This window comes from Myxococcus faecalis (assembly GCF_050039385.1).
Classification (GTDB): domain Bacteria; phylum Myxococcota; class Myxococcia; order Myxococcales; family Myxococcaceae; genus Myxococcus; species Myxococcus fulvus.
On sequence record NZ_CP144336.1, the window covers coordinates 4880915 to 4906369 of the forward strand.

The 25455-nt window shown below is 70.8% G+C and carries 20 protein-coding genes; 17 read left to right on the forward strand and 3 right to left on the reverse strand.

The window, feature by feature from the left end:
• The first annotated feature begins 15 nt into the window (after window positions 1–15).
• Window positions 16–513 carry a YkgJ family cysteine cluster protein gene (locus VZQ01_RS19520; protein ID WP_223749481.1) on the forward strand — a complete coding sequence of 166 codons (498 nt, stop codon included), beginning with the start codon at window positions 16–18 and terminating at the stop codon, window positions 511–513.
• Between the two features lie 197 nt (window positions 514–710).
• Window positions 711–1469, forward strand: a complete 759-nt coding sequence (locus VZQ01_RS19525) for a hypothetical protein (protein ID WP_426748643.1) — start codon at window positions 711–713, stop codon at window positions 1467–1469.
• Between the two features lie 14 nt (window positions 1470–1483).
• Here VZQ01_RS19525 and VZQ01_RS19530 read toward each other — a convergent pair whose 3' ends face one another.
• Together VZQ01_RS19530 and VZQ01_RS19535 are read right to left on the reverse strand one after the other, a co-directional pair.
• On the reverse strand, window positions 1484–3379 hold the full coding sequence (locus VZQ01_RS19530; RefSeq protein WP_426748644.1) for a ribonuclease R family protein: 1896 nt from the start codon (window positions 3377–3379) through the stop codon (window positions 1484–1486).
• Window positions 3380–3568: 189 nt separating this feature from the next.
• On the reverse strand, window positions 3569–3922 hold the full coding sequence (locus VZQ01_RS19535) for a hypothetical protein (protein ID WP_426748645.1): 354 nt from the start codon (window positions 3920–3922) through the stop codon (window positions 3569–3571).
• Window positions 3923–4125: 203 nt separating this feature from the next.
• Between VZQ01_RS19535 and VZQ01_RS19540 the strand changes: the two genes are divergently transcribed.
• From VZQ01_RS19540 to VZQ01_RS19565, 6 genes are all read left to right on the forward strand, one after another.
• Window positions 4126–4551: a helix-turn-helix domain-containing protein gene (locus tag VZQ01_RS19540; protein ID WP_267698651.1), complete on the forward strand. Its 426-nt coding sequence runs from the start codon at window positions 4126–4128 to the stop codon at window positions 4549–4551.
• Between the two features lie 77 nt (window positions 4552–4628).
• The gene (locus VZQ01_RS19545) at window positions 4629–7178 is read left to right on the forward strand and encodes a protein kinase domain-containing protein (protein WP_426748646.1); all 2550 of its coding nucleotides are present in this window, start codon (window positions 4629–4631) and stop codon (window positions 7176–7178) included.
• Between the two features lie 76 nt (window positions 7179–7254).
• Complete coding sequence (locus tag VZQ01_RS19550) at window positions 7255–7956, forward strand: head GIN domain-containing protein (protein WP_223749486.1); 702 nt, start codon at window positions 7255–7257, stop codon at window positions 7954–7956.
• 147 nt (window positions 7957–8103) lie between these two features.
• Window positions 8104–9567, forward strand: coding sequence for a tetratricopeptide repeat protein (locus tag VZQ01_RS19555; RefSeq protein WP_426748647.1), 1464 nt, complete (start codon window positions 8104–8106; stop codon window positions 9565–9567).
• Between the two features lie 583 nt (window positions 9568–10150).
• On the forward strand, window positions 10151–11356 hold the full coding sequence (locus VZQ01_RS19560) for an SRPBCC family protein (protein ID WP_426748648.1): 1206 nt from the start codon (window positions 10151–10153) through the stop codon (window positions 11354–11356).
• Window positions 11357–11478: 122 nt separating this feature from the next.
• Window positions 11479–12951: a DUF4166 domain-containing protein gene (locus VZQ01_RS19565; RefSeq protein WP_426748649.1), complete on the forward strand. Its 1473-nt coding sequence runs from the start codon at window positions 11479–11481 to the stop codon at window positions 12949–12951.
• Here VZQ01_RS19565 and VZQ01_RS19570 read toward each other — a convergent pair.
• Window positions 12930–15119, reverse strand: a complete 2190-nt coding sequence (locus VZQ01_RS19570) for a tenascin-X (RefSeq protein WP_426748650.1) — start codon at window positions 15117–15119, stop codon at window positions 12930–12932. The genes VZQ01_RS19565 and VZQ01_RS19570 overlap by 22 nt on opposite strands.
• A gap of 462 nt (window positions 15120–15581) precedes the next feature.
• Here VZQ01_RS19570 and VZQ01_RS19575 point away from each other — a divergent pair, with 462 nt between their 5' ends.
• From VZQ01_RS19575 to VZQ01_RS19615, 9 genes are all read left to right on the forward strand, one after another.
• Window positions 15582–15872 (forward strand): hypothetical protein, encoded by a 291-nt coding sequence (locus VZQ01_RS19575; protein WP_141325272.1) that lies wholly within the window; start codon window positions 15582–15584, stop codon window positions 15870–15872.
• A gap of 21 nt (window positions 15873–15893) precedes the next feature.
• Complete coding sequence (locus VZQ01_RS19580; protein ID WP_223749490.1) at window positions 15894–16190, forward strand: hypothetical protein; 297 nt, start codon at window positions 15894–15896, stop codon at window positions 16188–16190.
• A 663-nt stretch (window positions 16191–16853) separates the two neighbouring features.
• Entirely contained in the window at window positions 16854–18479 is a 1626-nt protein-coding gene (locus VZQ01_RS19585) for a serine/threonine-protein kinase (protein ID WP_255665979.1), read from the forward strand.
• A gap of 72 nt (window positions 18480–18551) precedes the next feature.
• Window positions 18552–19517, forward strand: coding sequence for a glutathione synthase (gshB, locus tag VZQ01_RS19590; protein ID WP_223749491.1), 966 nt, complete (start codon window positions 18552–18554; stop codon window positions 19515–19517).
• A gap of 482 nt (window positions 19518–19999) precedes the next feature.
• Window positions 20000–21868, forward strand: coding sequence for an extracellular catalytic domain type 1 short-chain-length polyhydroxyalkanoate depolymerase (locus VZQ01_RS19595; protein WP_426748651.1), 1869 nt, complete (start codon window positions 20000–20002; stop codon window positions 21866–21868).
• Window positions 21869–21929: 61 nt separating this feature from the next.
• Window positions 21930–22706, forward strand: a complete 777-nt coding sequence (locus tag VZQ01_RS19600) for a tRNA1(Val) (adenine(37)-N6)-methyltransferase (protein ID WP_223749493.1) — start codon at window positions 21930–21932, stop codon at window positions 22704–22706.
• Window positions 22707–22815: 109 nt separating this feature from the next.
• Window positions 22816–24156 carry an AHH domain-containing protein gene (locus VZQ01_RS19605; protein WP_426748653.1) on the forward strand — a complete coding sequence of 447 codons (1341 nt, stop codon included), beginning with the start codon at window positions 22816–22818 and terminating at the stop codon, window positions 24154–24156.
• Between the two features lie 17 nt (window positions 24157–24173).
• Complete coding sequence (locus VZQ01_RS19610; protein WP_426748655.1) at window positions 24174–24746, forward strand: imm11 family protein; 573 nt, start codon at window positions 24174–24176, stop codon at window positions 24744–24746.
• Between the two features lie 131 nt (window positions 24747–24877).
• Entirely contained in the window at window positions 24878–25384 is a 507-nt protein-coding gene (locus tag VZQ01_RS19615; RefSeq protein WP_223749496.1) for a DoxX family protein, read from the forward strand.
• Window positions 25385–25455 lie beyond the last annotated feature (71 nt).

Genomic DNA, 25455 nt, shown 5'->3' on the forward strand with positions numbered 1-25455 from the left:
CGTTAGGGGGAGACGATGCCCCTGTCCACCCTCTGCCTCCGTTGCGGCATGTGCTGTGACGGGAGCCTCTTCACCCACGTCTCGCTCCAGCCCGACGAGGCCACCGCGCTTGAGCGGCGCGGGGTCCCGCTCGCGCGCCGTGAGGACGGCACCCAGGCGCTCGCCCAGCACTGCGGCGCCCTGGAGGGCCGGACCTGCGCCGTGTACGCGGACCGGCCCTCCAGCTGCCGCCGGTACCACTGCCAGCTCTTCGCCGCGCTCGCCGAGAAGGAGGTCTCCCTGGAGGAGGCGCTCGGCGTGGTCGACCAGGCCCATGCGCTGAGGGCGACCCTGGAGCGCGAGCTGCCGGAGGGCACGACGCCGGACGCGCCCCGCTCGGTGATGCAGCGGGCGCGGCGCGCGGCCCAGGCCCACCCGGCGCGGCCCCTGTCCCAGCGAGCGCAGGATGCCTACGCGAGCACGGAGGCCTTCCTCGACAAGCACTTCCGGGGACGCTTCGGCCGGCGCGGGTGAGTCCGCTCCAGCGCGCGTGGGCGTGAGCTGGAATCCCTTCAACGCGGCCCGCTTCAACAAGCGCGGGTGAATCCGCTTTGGCGCGCGTGGGCGTGACACCGGCGCATGGAGCCCTTCGGGAAGGACGGGCGAGGCTACGATGCGCGCCGCGCGGCACCTTCACCCGACGCCCAGGTCCTCACGAGGTCATCTCCATCATGAAGACGTCGCTCCTCCCCACCATCGCCCTGTCGTCCTTCGCGCTGCTGCACGCCCCGCTCGCACTCGCGGGGGACGAGCCACTGGTGAAGGCCGCGTCCATCGACCTGAACGGCGACGGGAAGCCGGAGGACATCTCGCTGGAGACCCAGGAGGGCCCCAAGGGGTTCGGCTACCTGCTCAAGGTCGGCGCCGCCACCGTCAACGTCCGCTCGGACGCGGAGGTGCACGGCTTCGTCATCGTCGACATCGACAGCGGGGACAAGCACAAGGAGGTCGCCGTGCACACCGGCATGACGGACCACGACAGCGCCAGCACGCTCTACGCGTTCGATGGCAAGGCGCTCAAGTCGCTGGGCTCGGTGCGCTCGCCCATCGAGGCGAAGGGCAACAACATCATCCTCTCCAGCACGTGGCAGTCGTTCTGGACGCGCGTCGACAAGTACGTGCTCGACGCGAAGGCCGGCAAGCTCGACCACGTGCCCCAGGAGTTCTACTTCGTGGGGCAGGAGGCCAAGGTGCGCGAGTCCTTCCCCATCTTCCAGCAGCGCACGACGTCGAAGCCCGTCGCCCAGCTGGCCACGGGCTCCGCCATCCAGGTGCTGCTCGCCGTGCCCGTCACCGTGCCCAGCGGAGTGAAGGGCAACCAGAAGGTCAAGGCCCACGCCTTCCTGGTGAAGTCCTCCACGGGCCTCGTCGGCTGGGTGAGCGAGAGCGTCCTCTCGTCCAAGACAGAGGGGCTCCCGTTCGCCGGCTGAGGCGCCCCCCGTGTCTAACCGACGAGCGCCAGCTCCACGCGTCCGAGCTGCTCGTCGGTGGAGGCCACCTTCACCGTCACCGGCATGCCCACGGTGAAGGCGCGCTCCTTGCCCACCAGCGACAGCTCGCGCGCGTCCGGACGGAACGGGCCGCCGGGCAGTCCCTCCGCGGGGAGCGTCCCCTCCGCGAGCATGCCGTCGAGCTGCGCCACCAGGCCGAAGGGCTTCACGCGGACGATGCGCGCGGAGAACTCCTTGCCCACGTGGCCCGCCAGCCACCGCGCCTCCAGCACATGGTGCCGGTCCGTCTCCGCGCGGTTGGCCGAGCGCGCCCGCATGTTGATGTGCGCGGCGAGCGACTCCACCGTCGGGTCCTCGTCCAGGTAGTCGCGGCGCCCGTGCAGGTAGCCCTTCAGCGTGCGGTGCACCGCCAGGTCCGCGTACCGACGGATGGGCGAGGTGAAGTGCAGGTACAGGGGCGCCGCGAGGCCGAAGTGCGGCCCCGGCTTCACGGTGTAGCGCGACGGGCCCAGCGAGCGGCGCAGCACCGAGCGCAGCGCCGGCTCCGCGGCGGCGCCCACAATCTGCCGGTCGAACGCGGCCAGCGCGAGCGGCGTCAGCTCCCGTCCGAAGCCCGCGGCGAAGCCCGAGTGCTCCGCGAACGCGTTGAGGTCCGCGACCCGCTCCGGGTCCGGCTGCTCGTGCACGCGGAAGACACCGGGCAGGCCGCGCGCCAGCATCCACGTGGCGATGGCCTCGTTCGCCGCGACCATGAAGCGCTCAATCATCCCGTGCGCGGACGTGGGGCGCTCGGAGACGAGGCCGGAGACCGCGCCGGTGGACGCGTCGAAGGTGAACCGCGCCTCATCTCGCGCGAACTCCATGCCGCCGCGCGCGCCACGGGCCACGGCCAGTCGCGCCGAGGCCAGGCGGAACCACGGCATGACCTCGCGCACCGGCTCCATGGGCGGAGACACCTCGCCCCGGTCGAGGAAGGCGCCCACCTCGTCGTAGTTGAGCCGCGCCCAGGAGCGGATGACGCTCTCGTACACGTCCGCCGCCGTCACCCGGCCCTGCGGGTCGATGCGCAGCTCCACCGTGAGGCAGTGCCGCTCCTGTCCCGGCACCAGGCTCAGCCAGTCCGAAGACAGTGACTCGGGCAGCATCGGCAGCACGCGGCCCGCCATGTACACGCTGGTGGCGCGCTCGCGGGCCTCCGCGTCGAGCACGGTGCCCTCCTTCACGCGCTCGGCCACGTCGGCGATGGAGACCAGCAGGCGCAGCGCGCCGTCGGGTCCCGCGGGCAGCACGGAGATGGCGTCGTCGATGTCCCGCGTGGACGGCGCGTCCACCGTGACGGTGGGCACGTCGCGCAAGTCGCGTCGGGAGCCCACGGCGTGGGGCACCTCGCGCGCGAGCCGCGCGTCCTCCAGGGCCTGCGCGGAGAAGTCCTTGCTCAGGCCATGGCGCGCGATGATGCGCTCGAGCGAGCGGTCCTCGCCGGCCTCGACCTTGTAGAGCAGCACGACCTTGCCGTCGGCGATGGAGGCGACCACCGCGTCGCCGTGCTGCACGCGGGTGGCGCCGGCGTCGAGCACCCAGTCCGCGTTGCCCACCTCGCGGTCGATGCGCAGGAACAGGGCGCCCTTGCGCGAGACGACCTCGCCATAGACGCGGGTGCGGGGGCGCTCCACCAGCGACAGGTGGCTCGCCGTCCAGCGGCCGTCCGCGGCGGCCGTCACGGTGCCGGTGACGATATCGCCGGCGAAGAGCGGGTTGAGGTCCGGGGGCGGGATGAAGGCGGACAGCACCTCGTGCGAGCCCGGGGTCTGCACGGTGAGGAAGCCGAAGCCTCTCGGGTGGACATCGATGCGGCCGGTGACGGTGCGGGGAGAAACAGGAGTATCCATGGAACCTTGGAGCGCGTCTTAGCCCAGGTCCCAGCGGGGACGGGCGACACGGACGCGCGGAATGTGAAGTGGGAAGGGGGCGCTGTCCGGAGGCCGGCTCACGAGAGGAGCCTGGGCTCGCTGGGAACAGCGCGCGAAACACGATGAGAACGGTGGCCCGGACGCGGGGCGGCCCGTTCTCCTGACGCCCTAGTCCTCGGGCTCGTCGCGCATCGCCCGGCGCTGCTCGACCGAACCGAACAGCGTCTCCACGAACTGCTTCGTGGAGAGCCCCGGTGGCAGGCCGGGCACGGGAAGGTCGTTGGCGTCGACCTCCTTGCCTCCCTCCAGGACCCGGTACGTGGCCCCCGCCCAGGCGAACAGGGTGACGTGACCCTCCGCCTGACGCTTCACCTGGAGCTCTCCCTCCTCCGGCCCCTCACAGGCGATGTCGAGCCGGCCGCCAGGCTGCACGGTGTACGGCATCCCCCATGGCTCCATGACGAGCTCCACGGGTGTGTCCCGCGTGTTCTCGAAGTCGAACCACACCGTCTTCATCGCCATGCCCCACCCTCCTCAGCCAGCGCGAATCGCCCCTCGGTTTTCACACAGCCGCTCGCGCCAACACCACCCGCGCCGCATGGACACACATCACGGCACACCCTGGAAGTCTTCACGGTGGGTGCGTCCCGCGAGCGGCGCGGAGTAGGGTCGCCCCTTCGCGGTGGCGAGGGGGCCTCCGCGTCCTTCCTGACGACGGACGAAGAATGAAGACCGAGCTTGGAATCCATCTGGGCATGTCCGCGCGCACGGCCCGGAGGAACATGGGACTGACGCAGGCAGTGGTGGCCGAGCGGCTCGGCGTGGCCCGCGAGGTGTACGCGCGCCTGGAGCGCGGCCACATGCTCCCCAGCCTCCACACCCTCAAGGGCCTGTGCACCGTGCTGCGTGTGCCGCCCCATCAGCTGCTCGCCCTGGACGCGAGCATCGAGACACCCCCGGGTCGCAAGCGCCCTCCACCCACCCCGCGCGTCGAGTCCACCGCCCTGGTGGACCTCCGCAAGACGCTGCGCGGCCTGTCCCGCTCGGACCTGCGCCTGCTCAACGCCCTCGCCGCCACCCTTCCCGCAGCCGCTCCCCGCAGGCACGCCGCACCTGAACCCGACATCAAGAATTCGTTGAAGTCGGCGTGATGTCGATATTCGTGGACTTTTCTTCGACCGCGACTTTCGCGTCCGTCCGGGTGCCGGTGTAGATTCGGCGCCTTCCGATGAGTGGGACGACGCTGCCGCTCGCGCCGGATGCCTCCAGGGGCCGGTCGCTGGGCAAGTACGAGGTGCTCAGCCGCCTGTCCACGGGCGGGATGGCGGAGATCTTCCTCGCGTCGCAGCGTGGGCTCGCGGGCTTCCGCAAGCTGGTGGTGCTCAAGCAGATCCTGCCGGACATCCGGGGTGAGGAAGAGTTCATCCGGATGTTCCTGGACGAGGCCAAGGTCACGGCCGCGTTCAACCATCCGCACATCGCCCAGGTCTTCGACCTGGACATCGCCGAGGGCGAGCTGTTCCTGGCGATGGAGTTCGTGCCCGGGGCCACGCTGGTGGAGGTGGCGCGCGCGTGCCGGCAGGCCAACCACCCCATCCCCATGGGCTTCAGCCTGATGGCGGTGCGCGACACGGCCGTCGCGCTGCACTACGCGCACACCTTCACGGACCCGCTCGGCCACCCCTCGCCCGTCATCCACCGGGACGTGGCCGAGAAGAACATCATGGTGACGTACGAGGGCGTCACCAAGCTGTTGGACTTCGGCATCGCCAAGAGCCTGGCGCGCGCCAGCCGCACCGCGGTGGGCATGGTGAAGGGCACCAGCGGCTACATGTCGCCCGAGCAGATCATGGGCGACCCGCTGGACGCGCGCAGCGACCTGTTCAGCCTGGGCGTGGTGCTGCACGAGCTGCTCACCGGCATGCGGCTGTTCTACGCCAAGCAGGCCGAGGCGATGATGAACGCGGTGTTGAAGTGCGAGGTGACGCCGCCCTCTCGCGCCAACAAGCAGATACCGCCGGAGCTGGACGCCATCGTCCTGCGCGCGCTGTCGAGGCGGCGCGAGGACCGCTACGCCTCCACGCTGGAGTTCGCCCGCGCCCTGGAGCGCGCGGTGGGCCCGCTCATCTGGCACCCCGAGCAGAGCAGCGAGGTGATGCGCCGCCTCTTCGCCGACCGGCGCGAGCAGACCCGTCAGCTCCTCATCGCCGGCCCCGCCTCGGGCGACGTCACCGGCGAGACGAACGTCGCGCAGATGCTGGCCATGGGCGGCAGTCCCCCCACCGCGCCCGACGTCCCCGAGCCTCCCACCGTCAACACCACCTCCGGCCCCCCGGACTCGGCGCCGATGCCGCGTCGGGCCTCGGGGACGATTCCCACGGTGAAGTCGTCCGGCCCGCAGTCCAGCGCCCAGCCCACGCCGCGCCGGGCCACCACGACGGCGCTCCCCACGACGCCTCCACCGCCGCCGCCCCCGGACCCGGAGCCTCCTCGCAAGGCCGTGCTCCGGGCGCCGCCCCAGAAGAAGCTGGGCAGCCGGGGCGCCGGTCACGAGCCCTCGCGTCCGCCGCCTCCCTCGGAGACGCTGCCCTCGCGGCCTCCCGACGATGAGACGCACACGGCCCGCACCCAGCCGGGGCGCCCCGCGCTGACGTCTCCCGGGCCCGCGCGCACGCCGCCTCCGCCGGCCGCGCTGACGACCTCGGGCTCCACGCGCTCCGCCGCGCCGTCCCCCGGGCCCGCGCGCACGCCGCCTCCTCCGCCCTCGCGCCCCTCGGCAGGGGACGACACCACGCTGCGCAACGACTCGCGTCCCCGCTCGGGCCGGACGATGGAGGCCCCGCGCGCCCAGGTGCCCGCTCCGATGCCGCCCGCCCGGAACGAGGAGACCGCCATGGTCCGCGTGGCCTCGCTCTCCTCCTCCGACTCGGGCCCGTCCCGCCGCGCCCCGGCTCCTCGTCGCAGGACCCAGGCCCAGCTGCCCGCGTCCTTCCAGACGCCGGACCCGAACCTGGAGGCCACCACCAAGCCCGCGCGCTCCTTCCAGGAGAACCGGCGGCCCCCCCCACTCGCGGAGGCCGAGGACAACGACTCCCATGTCCACACGCTGAACGGCGTCTCCGCGGCGCGCTCCCGGGTCGGCCTCAAGGTCCTGGCCACCGTGCTGGTGCTGCTCGCGATGGGGACCGCCGTGGTGGGACTGGGGCTCGACGGTGGAGTCGTCTCCAACCGGGTACGGCCCCTCCTGGGGCTCGCGCCCCGCGTGACGCCGCTGCCTCCAGCGCAGGTGAAGACGCCCGGGCCCCTACCCCCACCCAAGGTGGAGAGCGCTCCCACCCAGGGTGCCCTCGCCGGCAGGCCCGTGGAGCCACCGCCCGAACCGGTGGGGCCCCCCGCTTCCGCGCCGGAAGAGGCCGCGCCGGAGGCTCCCGCCGAGACGGAGGTCGCGGACACCGCCACCCCTGTGAGTGAGGAGAAGTCCTCGCCGCGCGCCAAGGCGCCGCGCACCCCCAACAAGCGCACCCAGCCCCGGGACTCCGCTCCCCCGGCCACCAGCGAGCCGGGCTTCCTCACGCTGAGCACCGAGCCCCAGGCCCAGGTGTTCCTGGGCGGGCAGTTGCTGGGGGAGACGCCGCTGTTCAAGGTGAACGTGCCCTCGGGCAAGCACACCCTGAAGCTGGTGGACGAGGAAGGCAGGGCACTCAAGCTGACGGTCGAAATCAAGCCCGGCGACACCACCTCCATGAGGGTGCCGCTCGAGATGTTGTCCCGTCAGTAGCAATCGTTCCCGGCATGGTGCGTAGCCCGGCATGACGGAGCCCCTGCCGGGCTCCACGGCCCTTTGGGAGCACGCCATGAAGACCGCCCGGATGTCCCTGCTCGTCCCCCTGATGATGTTCGCCGGAGCCGCCTGGGCCGGGGACGCGCAGACGCGGGACGTCCCCGACTTCCACAGCATCGAGGTGGGCCACGGCATCAAGGCCGAGCTCAAGGTGGGCCCCAAGTCCGTGCGCGTCGAGGGCCCCGCGGACCTGCTGTCCCGCCTGGAGCTCGAGGTGGAGGACGGCGAGCTCGCCACGAAGGTGGAGCGCAAGGGCCTCCGCGACGCGTTCAACGGCGGCAAGGTTCGCCTCTTCATCACCGTGCCGCGGCTGGAGGAGGTCTCCGTCAGCGGCGGCGGCTCGGCGCAGGGTGAGGTGGCCACCTCGGAGGACTTCTCCATCGAGGCCAGCGGCGGCGCCACCATCGACCTGCGGGGCATCGACACGCGCAAGCTGGACCTGGAGGCCAGCGGCGGGGGCACCGTCCAGCTGGAGGGGCGCGCGAAGCAGCTGGACATCGAGGCCAGCGGCGGGGCGGTGGTCAAGGCGATGAAGCTCGCGGGCCTGAAGGATTTGGAGGTGGAGGCCAGCGGCGGCGCGCAGGTGGAGGCGGACCCGTCAGAGAGCCTTGAGGTCCAGGCCAGCGGCGGCACCACCGTGAAGTGCGTCTCCCGTCCCGACCGCACCCAGGTCCAGGCCAGCGGCGGCAGCCGCGTCCTCTACGCGAAGGACTGAGGCACGGCGGGCCTTGCGCCCGCGCGAAGCGCGGCGTCTTCCACCTGGGTAGGGAAGGACACTCCCACCTGGGAAGAGGGCCACCTTGCTCCGACGGGGCGGGGCCGATTGGAATGCGGCCTCCCCCACCCCCGGAGAAGCCGCGCCATGACGGACCCGATTCCTCCACCTTCCTCGCAGGGCACCTCGGGACGCAGAGCCGCGGTGTGGAGTGGCGTGGGGCTGGCGGTGGCGCTGGCCGCGGGAGGCGCGCTCTATGTCCGGAGCGCCCGCGCGCCGAGCCCCGCGCATGACGAGCACGGGCCGCATGACGGGCATGCGCACCCGGAGCTCCCCGCGCCCAAGGGCCCGCGCGCCGTGAAGTACACCGCGTCGCCGGAGGTCCTCCGCCACACGGACCGGGCCGCGCGCTTCGCCGCCAGTGGTGACTCGAAGAAGGCCCGCGAGTCGCTCGGCGAGGCGACGATGCTCGCCCCGAGCTTCGCGCCCGCGCTGCTGGTGCACGTGTGCCTGGCGCTGCAGGAGGGCAATGACCCGGAAGCCGCCGAGGTCCTGGAGCGCCTGAAGGCCGAGGCCCCTGGGAGCCCCGAGGTGGCGCTGCTGGAGGCGCTGCGTGAGCGACGGCGCGCGCCCGACGCCGGCACCTGGCAGCAGGCCTTCCGCGACGCGTGGGACAAGCTGGGCCGTCCCGACTTCCGGCAGAGCGAGCTGTTGCCGGGAGCCACGCCCCTGCCGCCGGACCCGGCCCTGGCGGACTGGGAGAAGGCCGCGTGGGCGCGCGCCACGTCCGACGACACCCGGCTGAGGCTGGCGCTGGCCATGCGCAAGCTGGAGCCGGAGCAGGCCCTGTTCCTCTTGAACCAGGTGCCCCGACTGGAGGACCCGGACCTCTACGTGGCGGTGCGGGACGCGCTGCGCGGCGAGGCGCTGCCGGAGTCCGAGTACGAGCGGGCGCGGACCGTCTTCCGCGAGAAGCTGGAGGCGCTGGTCCGGGCGCACCCGCGCTCGATGCAGCTCCAGCTGCTGCTGCTGCTGGGTGACACGGAGTCCGGCAGCGAGCTGACGGCGGCGGAGATCGACGCGCTGGAGAAGCTGTCCACGCTGCCGGCCTGGCGGGAGACGTCCTTCCACGACGGCTACGTGCGCTCGCGCGAGCTGCTGCGCGAGGTGGGGGTGCCGGACGCCAGCGCGGCGGCGATGGCGGTGTCCAAGCGCGTGCTGGGCGAGCGGGGCACGTGGATCCTACGCACGCGCAACGTGGGCACGCGGGGCTCGCTGTCACCCGAGGGACTCAAGCGCCTGGGTCGCATCACCCGGGACATCGGCGCCAGCCTGGTGCGGCAGCCCACGTTGGTGGAGCGGATGGCGGGCTTCCAACTGGTGCGCGGCGGGGCGCAGGACATGGGGGACGAGGCGGGCCGGGCGCTGACGCTGAAGCAAATCGAGGCGCTGGAGCAGACCCTGAAGACGTTCAACCAGACGGCGCTGGAGCGCTGGCCGGTGGCGGCGTTGACGGAGGAGCTGCTGATGGAAATCACCCGCGACGAGGTGACCTGGCTGGAGGCCTTCGTGGCGAAGGCGCCCGCGGGCACGGCGAAGGCGCGGCCGTAGGCAGGGACGAGGTGACTCGGGCCCCAGGGAAATCTCTTCCCCCCGGGGCCCGAGCAGACCCCCCACACTGCAACGGAGCCGCCGCACGCCGGACCTCCAAGGTCGTCCGGGCAACCGCACTCCTTCCACACCAGCGCCGGAACCCAGGGGGGCATTTCCGGTCAGGCCTCGCGTGGGCAAGGTGGAACACGTCCACGTCTTTCAACGCAACGATGGGGCGAAGAATATCGGGTACGCGCGGCATGTCCACCCGCAGGGTCGGTGACGCGGGGGGTGTCGTGTCAGGACGGGCGCTGAACGGGCCCTCGTTCACCATCCGTCCGGGAAAATCGCGCGGAGACCCCAGGTCGGTGATTGACAGCGGGCCCGGACCCTCTCTGGCGACGCGGGTCGCGGACCGCCGACACCTGAAGCGCCGTTCATGACGCGCCGGCACGGAGCCCGGGTGAAGGCCGCCCACACCCGGAAGCGTTGTGGAGAAGTTGGGGATGACAACGCCCGTTGTCGGCGCTGTCCACGCTGTTGACGGACCTTCGCTTTGAATCCTCTGAATCCCTGACGTTTCCGAGGTTTGCGAGGGCGGGTGGCCCTGGCCACGGCGTTGCACCGGGGCGTGGGCATGCACGTCGCCTTCTACCTGCTGCTCGTCATCGGATGGTTGGGAGCCTTCGACGTCGTCTACTTCCACCACTGGCGCGGCCGGCTGCACGAGCGCGCCGAGTGCCAGCGGGAGGTCTTCTGGCACACGGCGCGGCACCTCATCTACGCGCTGCAGTTCCTCTGGGTGCCGCACGTGCGCTTCCAGGGGTGGGCGCTGGGGGCGCTGGTCGTGCTGTACGCGGCGGACGTCGGGGTCGCCTTCGCGGACGTCTGGGAGGAGAAGGACAGCCGCGCGCCGCAGGGGGGCCTGCCCCGGGGGGAGTACTTCGCGCACGTGGTGTTGAGCGTGCTGGTGGGGCTGTACCTCATGGCCACGTTCCAGGCGGTGTGGGGGGACCGGCTGCTGCCCACGGGGGTGCGGTGGGAGCCTGCCGACGTGCCGGTGGCGCTGCGCGCGCTGATGACGGTGATGGGGGTGACGGCGCTCATCACCTTCACCCGGGACGCGGGCCGGTGGTGGGCGATGCGTCGAGCCACGGGGGTGCCAACGCGTCGACCCGCGCTCCAAAGGATTGTCGCGGAGGTGCTCATCCCCGCGCCGGTGGAGGTGGTGTGGGAGCGGACGCAGGAGCCGGCGCTGCATGTGGCCTGGGACGTGCGCTTCACCTCCATCCGGTATCTGCCGGAGCAGGACGCTCGGGGGTTCCACTGGATGGACTACGGGACGCACCTGGGCTTCGGGCTCGAAATCGTGGGGTGGGGGCGCTACCTGGCGAACACGCCGAACGTGCGCTCGACGTTCGAGTTCGGCTCGGAGGACTGGCGCAGCCCCATCCTGCGGGGGCGCGGGGTGTGGCTGTACGAGCGCCGTCCCGAGGGGACGTTCTTCAAGACGGTGTTCGACTACCAGACGCGGCATGGGGTGCTGGGCGAGGTGCTCGATGCGGTGCTCTTCCGTCCCATCATGCGGCTGGGGACGGAGTGGGGATTCGAGACGCTGCGGCGGTGGTGCGCGGGAGATGAACAGGCCACGAAGCGAGGGCGTTCGCGGTGGCGGTTCGCGCTGTTCGTGCTCGCGCGGACGCTGGGCAGGCAGCCTGCGCCGGACGCGGCGCGGAGCTGGCTGGGTGGGGGGGCGCGTGGCACGGCGCCGGCTCCGGGGGCGCGCCTGGTGGAGGTGTCGCCGTGAGCGTGGGAGCCAGGACGTTCGAGGCGCGGGTGGCGAGTCTGGCGCGTCACGCCGACGCCCATGAGCCGATGAGAGAGGGGGCGCTCCGGGCAGCGGCGGCTCTCGCGGAGGCACGCGAAGCCATGCCTCATGCCACGGAGGCCACGTCGCGAGAAGGCGCGCTCCAAGCGGCGGCGATTGCCGAGGCACGCGAAGCGCTGCCTCATGACCTGGGAGCAGCCTCGTGGAAGGACACGTTCCACGAGGAGGAGCTCGTCGAGGCGCGGGACGCCCTCCCCCACTCGTCGCTTGAGGCACTGCACGGCTTCGTCCTGCGTCAGCGCGCCTGTCGACTGTCGCTCGGGCTGCTCGCGGACTTCTACCGGGTGAATCCATGCCGCATGGCCCAGGTGCACCTGCTCGCGGCCAGCGCCGTGACGCTGGGCCGCTTCTGGGGCGTGTCCGAGCCCTTCGCCCGTCTGGGCGCCGCGGTCATGCCGGTGGATGAGACCGGGCTGCCTCGCACGCCGGAGTGGAGCGCCTATGCGAGCGCATGCGCCGAGGGCCTGCCGATGGAGGTGCGCGACGAGCGATGGATTGAAGCCCACATGGTCGATGTCGCGCGCGGACGCGAGCTCGGTCATGAGGCGGCGTTCCTCGAGGAGGCTCGAGCCCATGAGCGCGAGCCGCTGTGGCGCCTGCTCGTCCAGCACGTGGAGATGACGCTGGGCGCGCGCTTCTTCGACCAGCACGCGCTGGCGGGCGCGGTGCCCGGGGAGAGCGCCATCGCGCACGGGCTCGCGCTCTCGGTGGTGCGGCTGACGAGCGCGGGCTGGGTGCTCCTGCGTCACTACGCCTGGGCCACGCTGCGCGCGCTGTGCCTGCCGCGCTGGCATCGGGCCCCGGGCCTCGTCGGCGAGCGCCGCGCGGCGTGGCTGCTGCTCTCGAGCTTCCTCACCGCGTGGACGGCGGCGGGAGTGTACCGGCGGGGCGTGAAGGCGCTGCATCGGGGACAGCGCACGAGACCCTCGGATGCCTGGTCCCTGCTCGCGAGCGCGATGGGCCCGGAGGTGTCCCGCGTGGACGAGCGGGTCATCCGCTTCTACGCCAACCCGGGCGCCTGGAACGTGCGCGCCTCGGTGACGTTCTCCTCGCGCACCGCGCGGGTGTTGGCCTGGGTCGCGACGCGACTGTCGGGCCAGGGCCTCTTCGAGCACGGGGCACGCACGTTCCCCGGACGCTTCCGGACCTTCCGCCGCGCCGATGGCTCGATGCACTTCGTCCGCGAGCTGTACTGCGACGGAGCCCTGCGCAGCTTCGACTCGGACTTCGTCCTGCGTGGCAACCAGCTCCACGAGGTCTTCGTCGAGCACGGCCTCGACCTGGCGCTGGACGTGTCGGTGCTCGACGACGGCGGCATCCGGCTGCGAGGCGGCACGCTGAGGTGGCACGGGCTGGTGCTGCCCCCCGTGGGACGCGGCGTGGAGTTCCGCATCCTCCCCTCACGCGTGGACCCCACCCGCGTGGACATCATCGGCACCTTCCGCTGGAGCTCGTCGTCCCGCGCGCCCCTGGGCTGCATCCACTACGAGGCTCAGTGGGCCGCGCCCTCGTGATGGTCGTGTCCCGGCCCACCAAAGGTCCCGGGCCAGGGCTCGTTCGCGGGCAGCAATCCCGGCATCGGGAAGCGCTGGAAGCGCGCCTGGCTGGAGGCGAACGGCGGGTCGCACTCGCCGCACGTCTCGGCCCCATCCATCATCAGCAGCGCGCCCGGCGCCAGCTCCAGCAACTGGGGCATGGTGCGCGCCTGGTAGTCCAACCGGCACTGGAACGCTTCGCTGCCGTCGGAGACCCGCACGCCCACGAGCAGCTGCGCGTCGTCCGCATCCGTCGCCGTGGTGAGCACCAGCGTCCTCGGTGGCAGCCCCGGCGTCTCCGGCCACGTCGCCAGCCGCAGCTCCTTCGTGGTGAGCGACTGTCCCGAGCGAAGCGAGTACGTCCACACGGGGCTCAGTGACGGCAGCGCGAAGCCCCGCAGCTGCGTGGCCGCGGGCGCGTTGCCCTCGTCGCCGACATTCACCGTCGTGCCCGGCGCGCTCGGCACCAGTCGCTCGCGCGTGGCCACCCCGCGGCCGAAGACCTGCGGAATCGTCCCCGCCACCGAGCCATCCGCCGTGCGCAGCGCCTGCCCGCCCCGCTCCGCGAAGAGCAGCCCGTCGACCACCGCCAGCTCTCCGGCGCGCTGCCCCTGGGACTTGCGCCAGCGCGGCACCCCGTCCGACGAGAACGCCATCAACAACGAAGGCGCGCCCGCATGCAGCGGCGCCCCCACGTTCAGCGTCTGCGAGAAGGACACATACAAATCCCCCGCCGCGTCGGACACGACGCCGAAAGGGTGCGGGTGGTTGCACTCGGACAACAGCGGGTCCGTCAGCTCCTGCGCGGACACCATCTGTCCGAACGCGTCCAACACCACCAGGAAGTACATGCGGCACAACGTCTCGCGCCGCTCCCCCGCGGGATACGCCTCGAAGAGCGCCGCCAGCCGGTCCGGCGCCATCACCGCCAGCCGCGCCAGGAAGAGCGTCTCCGTGCGCTGACGGATGTCCGGCCGCGCGTCCCCCAGCGTGAAGGTCCACCGAGGCACCCCCGTGTACCGCTCCATCAGCGACACCGTGCCGTCCTCGGGCAAATCCATGCACAACAGCCGGTCATTCCACAGCATGCACCGCCGGGCCGCGTCCCGGCTCAGCATGGGCGTCGGCGCCGCCGCGTCGAGCAGCGCCGACTCGTAGAAGCCCGACAGCGTCACGTCCCCCTCGGGCCCCACCAGCAAATCATGCAGGTTGCGCGGGTACGCCGCCGCGTCGAGGCTCCAGTCCGGCGCCAGCGTCACCGCGGCGGGGCGCTCGCACACGGGCCCGCGACACCGGCCCTCCGCCTGACACGGACTGGCCGACGCGCAGACGAAGCCGTCCGGCAAGTCCCTCCGCGCGCACGCGCCCTCGATGCACACGTCCGCCGCGTCGCAGCCGCGCTCCGTCCCGCAGAAGGTGCCATCGAGCGCATCCGCCAGGCCGCACCCGAGCTTCGGGTCGCACGTGCCCACCTGGCACGGCCCACCCCCGGGACACGGCGGCGCCGGGACCGAGCGGCACCCATCCAGCGCATGGCACGCATCCGTGGTGCACGCGTTGCCGTCGTCACACGGCCGCTCCTGCCCTCGACACCGCCCCTGCTGACAGGTGGCCATGGTGAGACACGCGCTGCCCGGGTTGCACGCGGTGCCGTCCGGCGACACCGTCTCCACGCAGCGCTCGGTGACGGGGTCGAACGTCGAGGTCGCGCAGACCACCGGGACACAGTCGGGCGTCGGCCGCGCCTCGCCCGCGAGCACCAGCTCCACGCGTCCTCCATCCGACGCGGTGCCCACCAGCCGCGACTCGAACGTGCCGATGGCCCGGGGACCGAAGCGCACCCGCACGGGCACCTCCTCCATCCCCACGCGCGAGGGCAGCCCCTCCACCAGCGAGAACGGGGCCTCCACCGCGGTCCACGTCACGTCCAGCGGCGCGCGCCCCGCGTTGAGCACGCGCACCTCCGCCTCACGCGTGCCACCCGGATACGCGAAGGGAAAGTCGAGCCGGTCGACGGACAACCGCAGCCGACCCTGCGCGCCCACCAGCGACGGGTCCTCGCGGCACGCGACAAGCCCCGTGCCCAACACCACCGCCATCACGATGACGGCCCACCCCGCCCCGCCTGTGCTCGTCGCGCGCGCCATGGGTGCCTCCCGGACTCCAGCCCTCCGCGTATAGCCCCGGGCTCCCCGTGATGCGAGGGGTGAGCACCTCGCGCCTGTCCGCCATCGCCTCCCACGCGGCCCGCGCGTTTCGGCTGCTGAACGCTCGCGTCACGGCGCGCTCACGCCAGCACGTGGCGACACACGTTCCCTGCGTGACGACTTCCAGGACCTCCCCAGGGCCCTCACCGGACACCGCGGCGGACGCCGCGCCACCAGCACCCTGAAGTCGCAAGCTCGCCGCAGAGATGAACGTCGGACGGAATCCTCATCCACTCGGGTAATGGAAGCCGGTGGAGGCCCGGAAGGCGCGCCTTCCCGAAGACACTTCAGACCGCGGCCACGAACACCCTGTGATTTTTTCAGACGGTCGCGGCCGACCCACTCCAACCGCGCGGAATGGTTGGATCCAGGAAAGGTACGGTTCTCGCAATCGGCGCGGGCATGACCTCCGTCGCCGACACGGGCTCTACGTCCTCCCAGGCCTTCACCGTGCTCATCCCACGCAGCCTGCAAGGCACCGTGGACGGACTGACGCCCAAGACGCGGCAGGCGCTGCTGTCGGAGCTCTTCCGCATGGCCGCGCTGGCGCACCAGGAGCGCGGCCTTTTGCCCGCGTCGGAGCCGTATGCGCTGAACCTGGACTTCGACGAGTGCCACGTCACCGTGGAGATGGACCCGTCCCGTGCCCGGCTGACCCTGGCCGGGCTCTCCCGGGCTCGAGCGCTGGGCTGAGCCCGGCGATGCGTGGAAGCAATGTCTCGACGGGCCGGCTACGAAGAATCCTGGGACCTGACCTATCTGGTCGAGCAGCTGCGCGAGCTCATCAGCCGCGACCTGCAGCTGGATGACGCGCTCGGCGAGGAGCTGGAGGACACCCTCGCGCGCCTCGTGCTGCGCAACCAGCGGCTGCGCATGCTCCAGCGGATGGTGAACGCGGAGCGCTCGGCCGAGGACCTCGAAATCCTCCGCAATGCCCTGGAGCACACGGACCGTGAACTGCTCATGGCCCTGCCCGGCCTCCTCGAGCGTCTGCGCGCCGCGCTGACCTGAGCGTCCAAGGCCCAAGGCCCCCAGCGCCTGCTGGCGCCCTGTTCCGACCTGGGAAGCTCCCGGTGTGCCCGCGAAGGCCCGGCGCGCGCCCCAGGGCCCTCCACGGCCGCCTGGCGAGGCCTGCCGGCGTGGGCTCCTGATGGCTTCGCGCCTGGAGGCCCGCGTGCCGCCGTGGGCGCCGCCCGCGTGCCCGGATGCCAGGGTGTTACAGCCGTGTGGCGCTCATCCACAGGCGCAAGTCACAGGCACCGTCTGCTTCTTCAAAAGGGAGATGGGGTATTGATCAAGTGGTGGAAGAAGTAGAGGGCACGGAGTTGGGGACAAGTCAGCAAGCTCGCGGGATGACTGACGAATTCGCGCGATGCTACATGTGGGTAAATTGGCGGTTTCCCCCGGCCACCCACAGGGGTTGATCCACGCCGGGGTTTCTCCACAGCCATCCCCCCGCTGTCCACAGGCCATCCACAGGCTCGTGGTGGATGACGGGAAGACGGTGGGTGACGGCGTGTTCTCACCGCAGGTCCGCGCCATACAAGCCTGTTATCCTCGGCGGCGTTGCGGCTCCGGTGGCGGGGCGCTGGCGAGGAGGGTTGACCCATCGATTTCTATCGGGGCGAGCGCATCGGGAAGTACGAGGTCGTCACGCAGCTGTCCGTGGGCGGCATGGCCGAGCTGTTCCTCGGCTTCACCTCGGGTCCGGGTGGCTTCCGCAAGTACGTGGTGGTGAAGCGCATCCTGCCGGACGCTCGGGACAACGAGCAGTTCGAGCGGATGTTCCTGGACGAGGCGCGCATCACCGCGGCCTTCAACCACCCGAACATCGCGCAGGTGTTCGACCTGGGGCAGGAGGAGGACGGCCTCTTCCTGGCGATGGAGTTCATCGCCGGGCAGAACCTGAACCAGATTACGAGCGCGTGCCTGCGCCACCATCGCCCGGTGCCGCTGGGCTTCACGCTGTCGGTGGCGCGCGACGTCTGCATGGCGCTGCACTACGCGCACACCTTCACCGCGCCCTCGGGCGAGCCCAGCCCCGTCATCCACCGCGACGTCGCCCAGAAGAACATCATGGTGACGTACGACGGCATGGTGAAGCTGCTCGACTTCGGCATCGCCAAGGCGAAGAACAGCCTGGAGCGCACGCACGCGGGCACGGTGAAGGGCACCACCGGCTACATGTCCCCGGAGCAGGTGCGCGGCGAGAAGCTGGATGGGCGCAGCGACCTGTTCTCCGTGGGGGTGATGCTGCACGAGATGCTCACCGGCGCGCGCCTGTTCGCGGGCAGGACGGAGCGCGACGAGATGATGAAGATCCTCGAGGCGCCCATCCCCTGGCCCTCACACGTCACGCCGCACGTGTCGGAGCAGATCTCCAAGGTGGTGATGCAGGCGCTGGAGCGCAGCCGTGAGAAGCGCTTCGCCAACGGGCGGGACATGGCGCGGGCGCTGGAGGCGGCGGCGGGGACGCTGATGCAGGACGCGGAGCACCGCGCCACCCTGATGAAGGAGATGTTCGCGGAGCGGATGGCGGCCACGCGCGCGCTGCTGGAGAGCGTGGACGGCACGGCCAGCTCGCTCATGGTGGACTCCGCGAAGCGCGCCCTGCGCGGGGATGACGGGCCGTACCTGCCGGTGCGCGAGGAGATGGCCACGCCCCGGTCGGGCAACACGCCGATGAAGGGCGGCAAGAAGCCCTCGCGCAAGGTGTCGACGGTGAAGACCGAGGCGCCGCCGCCGCTGGACGGTGACGAGCTCACGCCCGCGCAGAAGCTCCGGTCCAATGTGCTCTGGGGGCTGGTGCTGCTGAGCATCCTCGGCGGAGGCATCTATGGCGCGGTGAAGCTGAGCCGCGCGCTGGATGACTCGGCGACGATGGTGCCCGTGCGGGAGGAGGAGCCGCAGGACGCCAGGCTGCGTCCCATCCAGCCCGGGGCCATGCTGGGGAACCTGGGGCCGGGCCCCGATGAACCTGTTCCAGGAGCGAAGCCGGAGCCCGCGCCGAGGAACGTCGGCGCGCAGGGGGAGCCGCCGGACGAGGGCTCGAAGCCGGAGCGCACCAGGCCCTCGCGAGCCACGGGCAAGCTGACCTTCAACATCACGGGGCAGTCGGCGCCCGTGTATCTGGGAGGCAAGAAGCTCGGCGTGACGCCGCTCTTGGGGGTCTCCGTGCCGGTGGGCAAGCACACGCTGAGAATCGTCGACCCCCAGGGCAAGTCGCGCTCCCTGCCCGTGGTCATCAGCGCCGGGGAGACGACGGTGAGCAAATTCGAGAGCTGGCAGGACCTGCCCTGAGGGGTGTGAATCCGCTGCGATGACGAGGGGGCCTGTTATCTTCGCGCCCCCTCATCCTTCCTTTCGAGACCCATGGCCCCGCTCACCCTTGGCTTCCTGATGGACCCCCTCGAGACGGTGAGGGTGGACCACGACTCCACCTTCGCGCTGATGCTGGAGGCGCAGAAGCGGGGCCACCGGGTGGTCTACTTCGAGCAAGGGTGGCTGCGCTTCAACGGTCGGGTGGCGGAGGCGCGCATGCGCCACGTCACGGTGCGCCGGGAGCTGGGACGGCACTTCGACGTGCTGGACGAGGCGCCGCGCGAGCTGTCGACGGTGGACGTGTTGTTCCTGCGCAAGGACCCGCCGGTGGACGCGGAGTTCCTGCACGCCACGCAGCTGGTGGAGCTGTGTGGGGACCGCCCGCCCGTCTACATCAACGACCCGGCGGGCATCCGCGACGCGAACGAGAAGCTCTTCAGTCTGCGCTACCCGGACCTGATGCCGGACACGCGAATCACGAGGGAGCTGCCGGTGCTCCTGGACTTCATCGCGAGGAACGCGCAGGGCACCATCCTCAAGCCGGTGGATGGCTTCGGCGGCAAGGGCATCCTCTTCCTCGCGCCGGGGGACCGCAACGCGCGCTCCGCCGTGGAGCTGCTCACCAGCGGAGGCCGCGAGGCCGTCGTCGCGCAGGCGTACATCCCGGAGAGCCGACAGGGCGACAAGCGCATCATCCTGGTGGACGGTGAGCCCGTGGGCGGCGTGCTGCGCGTGCCGTCCGGGGACGACCACCGCGGGAACATGGCCGCCGGGGGGACGCCCCACAAGGCGGTGCTGTCGGCGCGCGATTTGGAGATCTGCGAGCGGCTCAAGCCGGAGCTGCGCAAGCGCGGGCTCCTGCTCGTGGGCATCGACGTGCTTGGCGACTACCTCACCGAGGTGAACGTGACGAGCCCCACGGGCCTGGTGGAGGCGAACCACCTGGATGACGTGTGCATCGAGGCCCGCGTCCTCGACGTGGCCGAGCGACTGGCGGCACGGCGCCCGAAGGCCTGAGGTCCGGGCGCGGTGTGCTGGGCCGGGGCTCGTGGTGGATGCCCCGGCCCTGTCCGCGCCATCGTTCGGGAGGGCGGGGCGCGTGCCTCCGTGGGACGTGCGGAGAGCCTCATGCCGGGCGCGGGTTACGGGTGTGACGGGATGACAGCAGCCCACCGGGGCGGACTCCTGCGACCCCGCCCTGTCCATCGCGGATGGCCCCGGCCCTGAATCGATGTTGGCGAGGTCGTCTTCTTCGCGGGTGACCGCTGACGTCGGGAGAACAATCCGTCGACGGGCCTGTCCGGACCGGTTCTCCGAGTGAAGGTGAGCTGAAGGACGGTTCAGGTTCCAGGGCGCCCGACGCGGTGCGCTGAAATGAACCCTGGTTCAGGTTTCAGGGACCGGGCGACGCGGCGCGCCTTGAATCAGGGTTGTGCGGGGGAGTCACGTTGCCGCTCGCGGCCGTCATCCCCCTTCCCCTCGACGGCCCGGGAGGCACCATGTCGTCGTGGCGTTCTCGACTCTCCTCGACGTGCTTCACCTTCACCGTGGCGCTCGGCCTGGGCGCGCTCGGCTGTGGCGGAACCGAGGTCGGCCTCTCGGGTGACTCGGTGCTCGAAAGTTCCGAGCAGGCCCTCACCCAGGTGACGGGCTTCGGTAGCAACCCGGGCAACCTGCTGATGTTCCGGCACGTGCCCTCGGACATGCCGGCCAACGCGCCGCTGGTGGTGGTGCTCCACGGCTGTACGCAGAACGCGACGGGCATGGAGCTGGGCGGCTGGACGGCGGCGGCCAACGTCTACAAGTTCTACGCGGTGTATCCGCAGCAGCAGAGCGCCAACAGCGGGACCAGCTGCTTCAACTGGTACGAAATCGGAGACACCACGCGCGACGCGGGCGAGGCGCTGTCCATCAAGCAGATGGTGGACGCGATGAAGGCCACCTACTCCATCGACGCGTCGCGGGTGTACGTGACGGGCTTCTCCGCGGGCGGCTACATGGCGTCCTCGCTGCTCGCCGTCTACCCGGATGTCTTCAGCGCCGGCGCCATCAACGCGGGCGGACCCCACCGCTGCTCCACGTCGGTGAACGCGGCCTTCACGTGCATGAGCGGCCTGGACAAGACGCCCGCGGCCTGGGGGGACCTGGCGCGCGGTGGCTACCCGAGCTACGCGGGCCCGCGTCCTCCGGTGTCCATCTGGTACGGCACCAGTGACTTCACGGTGCGCCCGATGAACGGCACCGAGGCGATGGAGCAGTGGACGAACGTGCACGGCATCGACCAGACGCCGGACACCACGGAGACGGTGGGCGGCTTTCCGCACAAGGTCTATCGCGATGGCGCGGGTCGGGCGCTGGTGGAGACGTGGGAGCTCACCGGCATGGGACACGCGGTGGCGTTCGACGCGCAGTTCAACTTCCCGGGCAGCACCACGGCCTGCGGCTCGGTGGGCGCGTACGTGACGGATGTGAACCTGTGCTCCGTGTACCACCAGGCGAAGTTCTTCGGCCTCACGGGGGGCGGCGGCGAGCCGGGCGGTGACACCACGCCTCCCACGGTGGATGTGACGTCTCCGGCGAGCGGGGCCACGGTGAGCGGCACGGTGACGGTGACGGTGAGTGCCACGGACGCGGTGGGCGTGGCCCGCGTGGAGCTGCTGGTGGACGGCGCTCCGGTGGCGACGGACACGGTGGCGCCGTACGAGCTTGCGTGGGACAGCCGGACGGTGGCGAACGGCGCGCACACGCTGGGGGCCCGGGCCTATGACGCCGCGGGGAATGCGGCGACGGACAACGACACGAGCGTCACGGTGGACAATGCCGGCGTGCCTCCCACGCCCGTCACCGTGAGCTTCACGAGCATCGCGGCGGAGGACGGCTACCTGAAGGCGAACGCGGATGGCAGCGGCGCGGTGCTCGGGACGCTGACGAACCTGGCGCTCGGGCGTGGGACGGATGGGAAGTACAACCGCTCCTTCCTCTCGTTCGACACGTCGGCGCTTCCGGACGGGGCCACGGTGACGCGGGCGTTCCTCACGGTGAGCTACTCGTCGGGCTCGGGGGACCCCTGGTCCACGCCGGCGGGGAACACGTTGGTCATCGACGTGAAGTCCGGCACGTTCAACGCAGCGTCCACGGAAGGCGCGGACTGGGCGGCGGCGGCGGACGCGAGCGCGGTGGCGAGCATCGAGCGTTTCACCAGTGGAGCGCGGGCCTCGGCGGACTTCAGCGGGGCGGGCCTGGGGGCCATCAACGTGGCGGGCAGGACGCAGCTGCGGCTGCGCTTCAGCCAGGAGCAGACGGCGACGCAGTACCTGTTCGTGCGGGACTCGGCGAACGCGGTGCTGACCGTCGTGTACACACCGTGACGTGAGGCGGTCCCCGGGGTGGACGCCTGTTCGACGAGGATGCGAGCATGGCGTCCCCCCCGTGACTGACTCCGCCTCACAGCCCGGCCCGGACGAGACGCTCGACTCCATCGGCACCTCGGGCGTGCGCGTCTTCCAGCGACGGGATGGGTATCGGTTCACGCTGGACGCGGTGCTGCTCGCGGCCTTCGCGGCCACGGAGTCCCCGCAGGGCTCGGGGCGGATATTGGAGCTGGGTGCGGGCAGCGGCGTGGTGTCGCTGCTGCTCGTGAAGCAGTTCGGGCTGGGGCCCGTGGATGCGCTGGAGGTGCAGCCCGCGGTGCATGCGCGGCTGACGCGGGCCGTGGCGCTCAATGACTGTGAGTCCCGGGTGCGGCCTGTGCTCGGGGATTTGCGGCGCATCCGTGAGCAGGTGACGGGTGGAGGGTATGTGCAGGTCGTGTCGAACCCGCCGTTCCGGGTGGCGGATGCGGGGGTGCGCAGTCCGGATGACGAGCGCGCCATCTCCAAGTCGGAGGTGGCGTGTGATGCCCGGGACGTGGTCGCGGCGGCGCGGTATGCGTTGGCTCCTGGGGGACTGGTGAGCCTGGTGTATCCGGCGGCGCGAGCGGCGGAGGTGCTCGGGTTGCTGGCGCAGTCGAAGCTGCATCCGCGCGTGCTGCGCTTCGTGCACTCGAGGGTGGAGGCGCCGGCGACGCGCTTCCTGGTGCAGGCCGTGCGAGACAGGGACCGAGGCCTCACCGTGCGTCCGCCACTCGTGGTCCACGGAGAGGGACCTGGGGGTTACTCGGCGGAGGTGGCCGCGCTCATGGATCCGCCGCTCTCGGAGCAGGCGTAGCTCCACCTGGTGGCCGAGGCTGTGATTCCGAGACCGACGGTGCGATGGCACGTCGGACCGCCCTGCTATTGCGTCGCGAGTCTCGCGAGGTCATGTGCACGGGGGCTGGATGAGCGCGCATCGCTTCATCGTGTGGCTGTTGGCACTGACCCTGGTGGGTTGTTCGAGCACGCGGGTCGTCCGACTGGACTCAGGCGAGGGCGCGCCAGAGGTCCACGTGCCCTTCGAGGACGAGGACGCGGGGCCGGTGGAGTTGGACGACGATGAGTTCGAAGAGGCCCTGGTGGTGCTCGCTCGGGACGTGAGGCCCTTCGAGCATCCGTTGAGAGAGGCCCGCGAGCGCTTCGGCGTGCCGGAGCGAAGTGGCGTGTACGAGTACCAGCCGCAGAGCCTCAAGCTCATCCCGCGCGGGGACGGGGACGTCGGAGGACTCCGATTGCTGGAGACGTACGCCGATGACGCGCTGACACGGGACTACGGGCGCTGGTGCGAGCGCAAGTCGCAGCCTGGAGACTGTCTGCGCCTGCTGGAAGAGGGACCGTTGCTGGGGAGTGACGGCCGGTACTCGTTGGCGCTGGCCATCGCGATGGACGCGGTGTGGGAGGAGACCGCGGAGGCGCTGGAGGATGCGACGGACCCCCAGGCGTTGCTGGCGACAGTGACGGCGTCCGTGAGCATGTACTTGCTCTTGTGGGCGCTGCCCGAGCCCGTGTCCAAGGGTCTGGCGGCGCTGCTGACGGCGACAGCGATTGCGTACCTGGGCGTGGACACGGTGTGGCGGGTGCTGGATGGCTGGGTGGTGCTGGTGCGCGAGGCGGACCGGGCGCGGAGCTTCGAGGAGCTCAGCGCGGCGGGAGAGGCGTACGGCGAGGTGCTCGGAGAGAACTCGGCGCGAGTCTTCATGATGCTCGCGACGGCGGCGATTGGGAGCACGGCGGGGTTGGCGGCGAAGGCGTCAGGGCTGCCGGGCTCGGCGCAGGCGGCGGTCGCGGTGGAGTCGCAGGCGGGCTATCGGTACATGGCGGTGGGCAGCGTGCGCTCGGTGGCGATGTCGGCCGAGGGCTTCACGGTGGTGCTGGCGCCTCACGCGGTCGCCATGGCGTCCTCGGAGTCGAGGAGCGGGCGCACCGAGAAGCATCACCTCGCGACGAACAAGAACAGCAAGTCCGCTGCTCGTGGAGGCCCATGGACCCCGAGGTTCAGGGACATCTTCAAGAAGGCGGGGATGGAGTTGAAGGACCCCGAGAACATCGTGCGTGTCGAGGGGTACAAAGGGCCTCACCCGGAGGAGTACCACATGGCCGTCCACGAAAGACTTCGGGATGCGACGCGCAGGTGCCGCACCGTGGTGGCCTGTCGTGAGTCACTCACCGCTACACTCAAGGAACTGGCGAGCGAGGTCTCGACCCAGGGAACGAAACTCCACAGGCTCGTGACGGAGGGGAAGTGAGGTAGACAGCCTTCACCATGCCACGGGTGCGCTACTTCAGGCTGAACGAGGACGTCCGAGCTGGGTACTGGTACCTGGGAGATCCCCAGGACGCGCAGGGTCATGAGATCGAGGACCCTTATGTCTTCACGGCGGGACAGCCTGTCCGAGTCGAGGGTCGTCTCTCGATGCCAATCAACGAGCCAGGCAAGGCGTTGGATTTCTGCATCGCGGGCACAGGTGCGGTGCCCGTCGTCCATATCAAGATGGCTTCGCTCTTCGCGGAGTTGGCTCCGGACGACGTGCAACTCATCCCAGTCGACATCCAGGGGAAGCCGGACCAGTACCTCATCCTGGTTGTCACGAAGCGCTTTCGCTGTATCGACGACGAAGCGTCCGAAGAGGTGCGTTACTGGCTGCCCGAACATGGCCAGCCAGACCGTGTGGGTGACTACAAATCCGTGATGGGGCTTCGCATCGACCCCTCCAAGGTGGGCAATGCCAAGATCTTCCGCACGGAAGGTTGGGACATCGCCCTCATCGTCTCAGAGGACATCAAGGAGTCCCTGGAGCGGCTGAAGCCCACGGGCGCGAAGTTCATCCCTGTGTGACGGAGCGGTCGAAGGCCCGGTCGTCCACCGAGGGAGGTGCGCCGGCGCACGGGTGCCGGGGGCATGGAGCGTTCCCAACGTACTCAGGTTTCCCGGACGGGCCCGTGGCCCCCGAGCAAGGAGAACAGGGAATGAACTCCGTGACGCTGACCGAGCAACCGGACCTCCTCAAGGCGGCGGCCTTGCTGCCTCCTCGACTGTCATTGGGCTCGACCATGGTGGTGCATGGCATCGCCAAGCTGCGCAAGGAGGGCACCGAGCAGCACGCGGGCTTCTTCGAACAGCTCGGCCTCAAGCCGGCCAGGCCCCTGGTGCTGGCCACGGGCGTGACCGAAGTCCTCGCGGGCGTGGGCGCCATCCTGGGCATCGCGACCCGACCCGCGGCGGTGGCCGTACTCGTCACCCAGGCGTTCGCCATCGCGAAGGTCCATGGCTCCAAGGGCTTCGACAACACCAAGGGCGGCTTCGAGTTCAACCTCGCCCTGTGCGCCATCGCCCTCGGGTTGCTCCTGCGGGGCCCGGGTCGCTTGTCGGTGCACAGCGCCGTGGAGTCGAAGGTGAAGCGAAAGGAGCTCCGGCGATTCAAGCTGCTGCCACGTCAGCGCCGGGGCTCCAGGCTCCTGGACCTGCTGGGCTAGGCGTGGGCGGGGTGGGTCGGCGGGGCTGCCCGCCTGCCCGCTGAAGTCACAGGCACACGGGGGCTGTCCCT

What these genes read in the sequence shown, in the direction of transcription:
- VZQ01_RS19525 (WP_426748643.1), top strand. Translation starts at nt 711, where the DNA reads ATGAAGACGTCGCTCCTCCCCACCATCGCCCTGTCGTCCTTCGCGCTG.
- VZQ01_RS19575 (WP_141325272.1), top strand. Translation starts at nt 15,582, where the DNA reads ATGACCTCCGTCGCCGACACGGGCTCTACGTCCTCCCAGGCCTTCACC.
- VZQ01_RS19555 (WP_426748647.1), top strand. Translation starts at nt 8,104, where the DNA reads ATGACGGACCCGATTCCTCCACCTTCCTCGCAGGGCACCTCGGGACGC.
- VZQ01_RS19605 (WP_426748653.1), top strand. Translation starts at nt 22,816, where the DNA reads ATGAGCGCGCATCGCTTCATCGTGTGGCTGTTGGCACTGACCCTGGTG.
- VZQ01_RS19520 (WP_223749481.1), top strand. Translation starts at nt 16, where the DNA reads ATGCCCCTGTCCACCCTCTGCCTCCGTTGCGGCATGTGCTGTGACGGG.
- VZQ01_RS19565 (WP_426748649.1), top strand. Translation starts at nt 11,479, where the DNA reads ATGCCTCATGCCACGGAGGCCACGTCGCGAGAAGGCGCGCTCCAAGCG.
- VZQ01_RS19530 (WP_426748644.1), bottom strand. Translation starts at nt 3,379, where the DNA reads ATGGATACTCCTGTTTCTCCCCGCACCGTCACCGGCCGCATCGATGTC.
- VZQ01_RS19545 (WP_426748646.1), top strand. Translation starts at nt 4,629, where the DNA reads ATGAGTGGGACGACGCTGCCGCTCGCGCCGGATGCCTCCAGGGGCCGG.
- VZQ01_RS19595 (WP_426748651.1), top strand. Translation starts at nt 20,000, where the DNA reads ATGTCGTCGTGGCGTTCTCGACTCTCCTCGACGTGCTTCACCTTCACC.
- VZQ01_RS19535 (WP_426748645.1), bottom strand. Translation starts at nt 3,922, where the DNA reads ATGGCGATGAAGACGGTGTGGTTCGACTTCGAGAACACGCGGGACACA.
- VZQ01_RS19540 (WP_267698651.1), top strand. Translation starts at nt 4,126, where the DNA reads ATGAAGACCGAGCTTGGAATCCATCTGGGCATGTCCGCGCGCACGGCC.
- VZQ01_RS19610 (WP_426748655.1), top strand. Translation starts at nt 24,174, where the DNA reads ATGCCACGGGTGCGCTACTTCAGGCTGAACGAGGACGTCCGAGCTGGG.
- gshB (WP_223749491.1), top strand. Translation starts at nt 18,552, where the DNA reads ATGGCCCCGCTCACCCTTGGCTTCCTGATGGACCCCCTCGAGACGGTG.
- VZQ01_RS19550 (WP_223749486.1), top strand. Translation starts at nt 7,255, where the DNA reads ATGAAGACCGCCCGGATGTCCCTGCTCGTCCCCCTGATGATGTTCGCC.
- VZQ01_RS19615 (WP_223749496.1), top strand. Translation starts at nt 24,878, where the DNA reads ATGAACTCCGTGACGCTGACCGAGCAACCGGACCTCCTCAAGGCGGCG.
- VZQ01_RS19580 (WP_223749490.1), top strand. Translation starts at nt 15,894, where the DNA reads ATGTCTCGACGGGCCGGCTACGAAGAATCCTGGGACCTGACCTATCTG.
- VZQ01_RS19585 (WP_255665979.1), top strand. Translation starts at nt 16,854, where the DNA reads ATGGCCGAGCTGTTCCTCGGCTTCACCTCGGGTCCGGGTGGCTTCCGC.
- VZQ01_RS19570 (WP_426748650.1), bottom strand. Translation starts at nt 15,119, where the DNA reads ATGGCGCGCGCGACGAGCACAGGCGGGGCGGGGTGGGCCGTCATCGTG.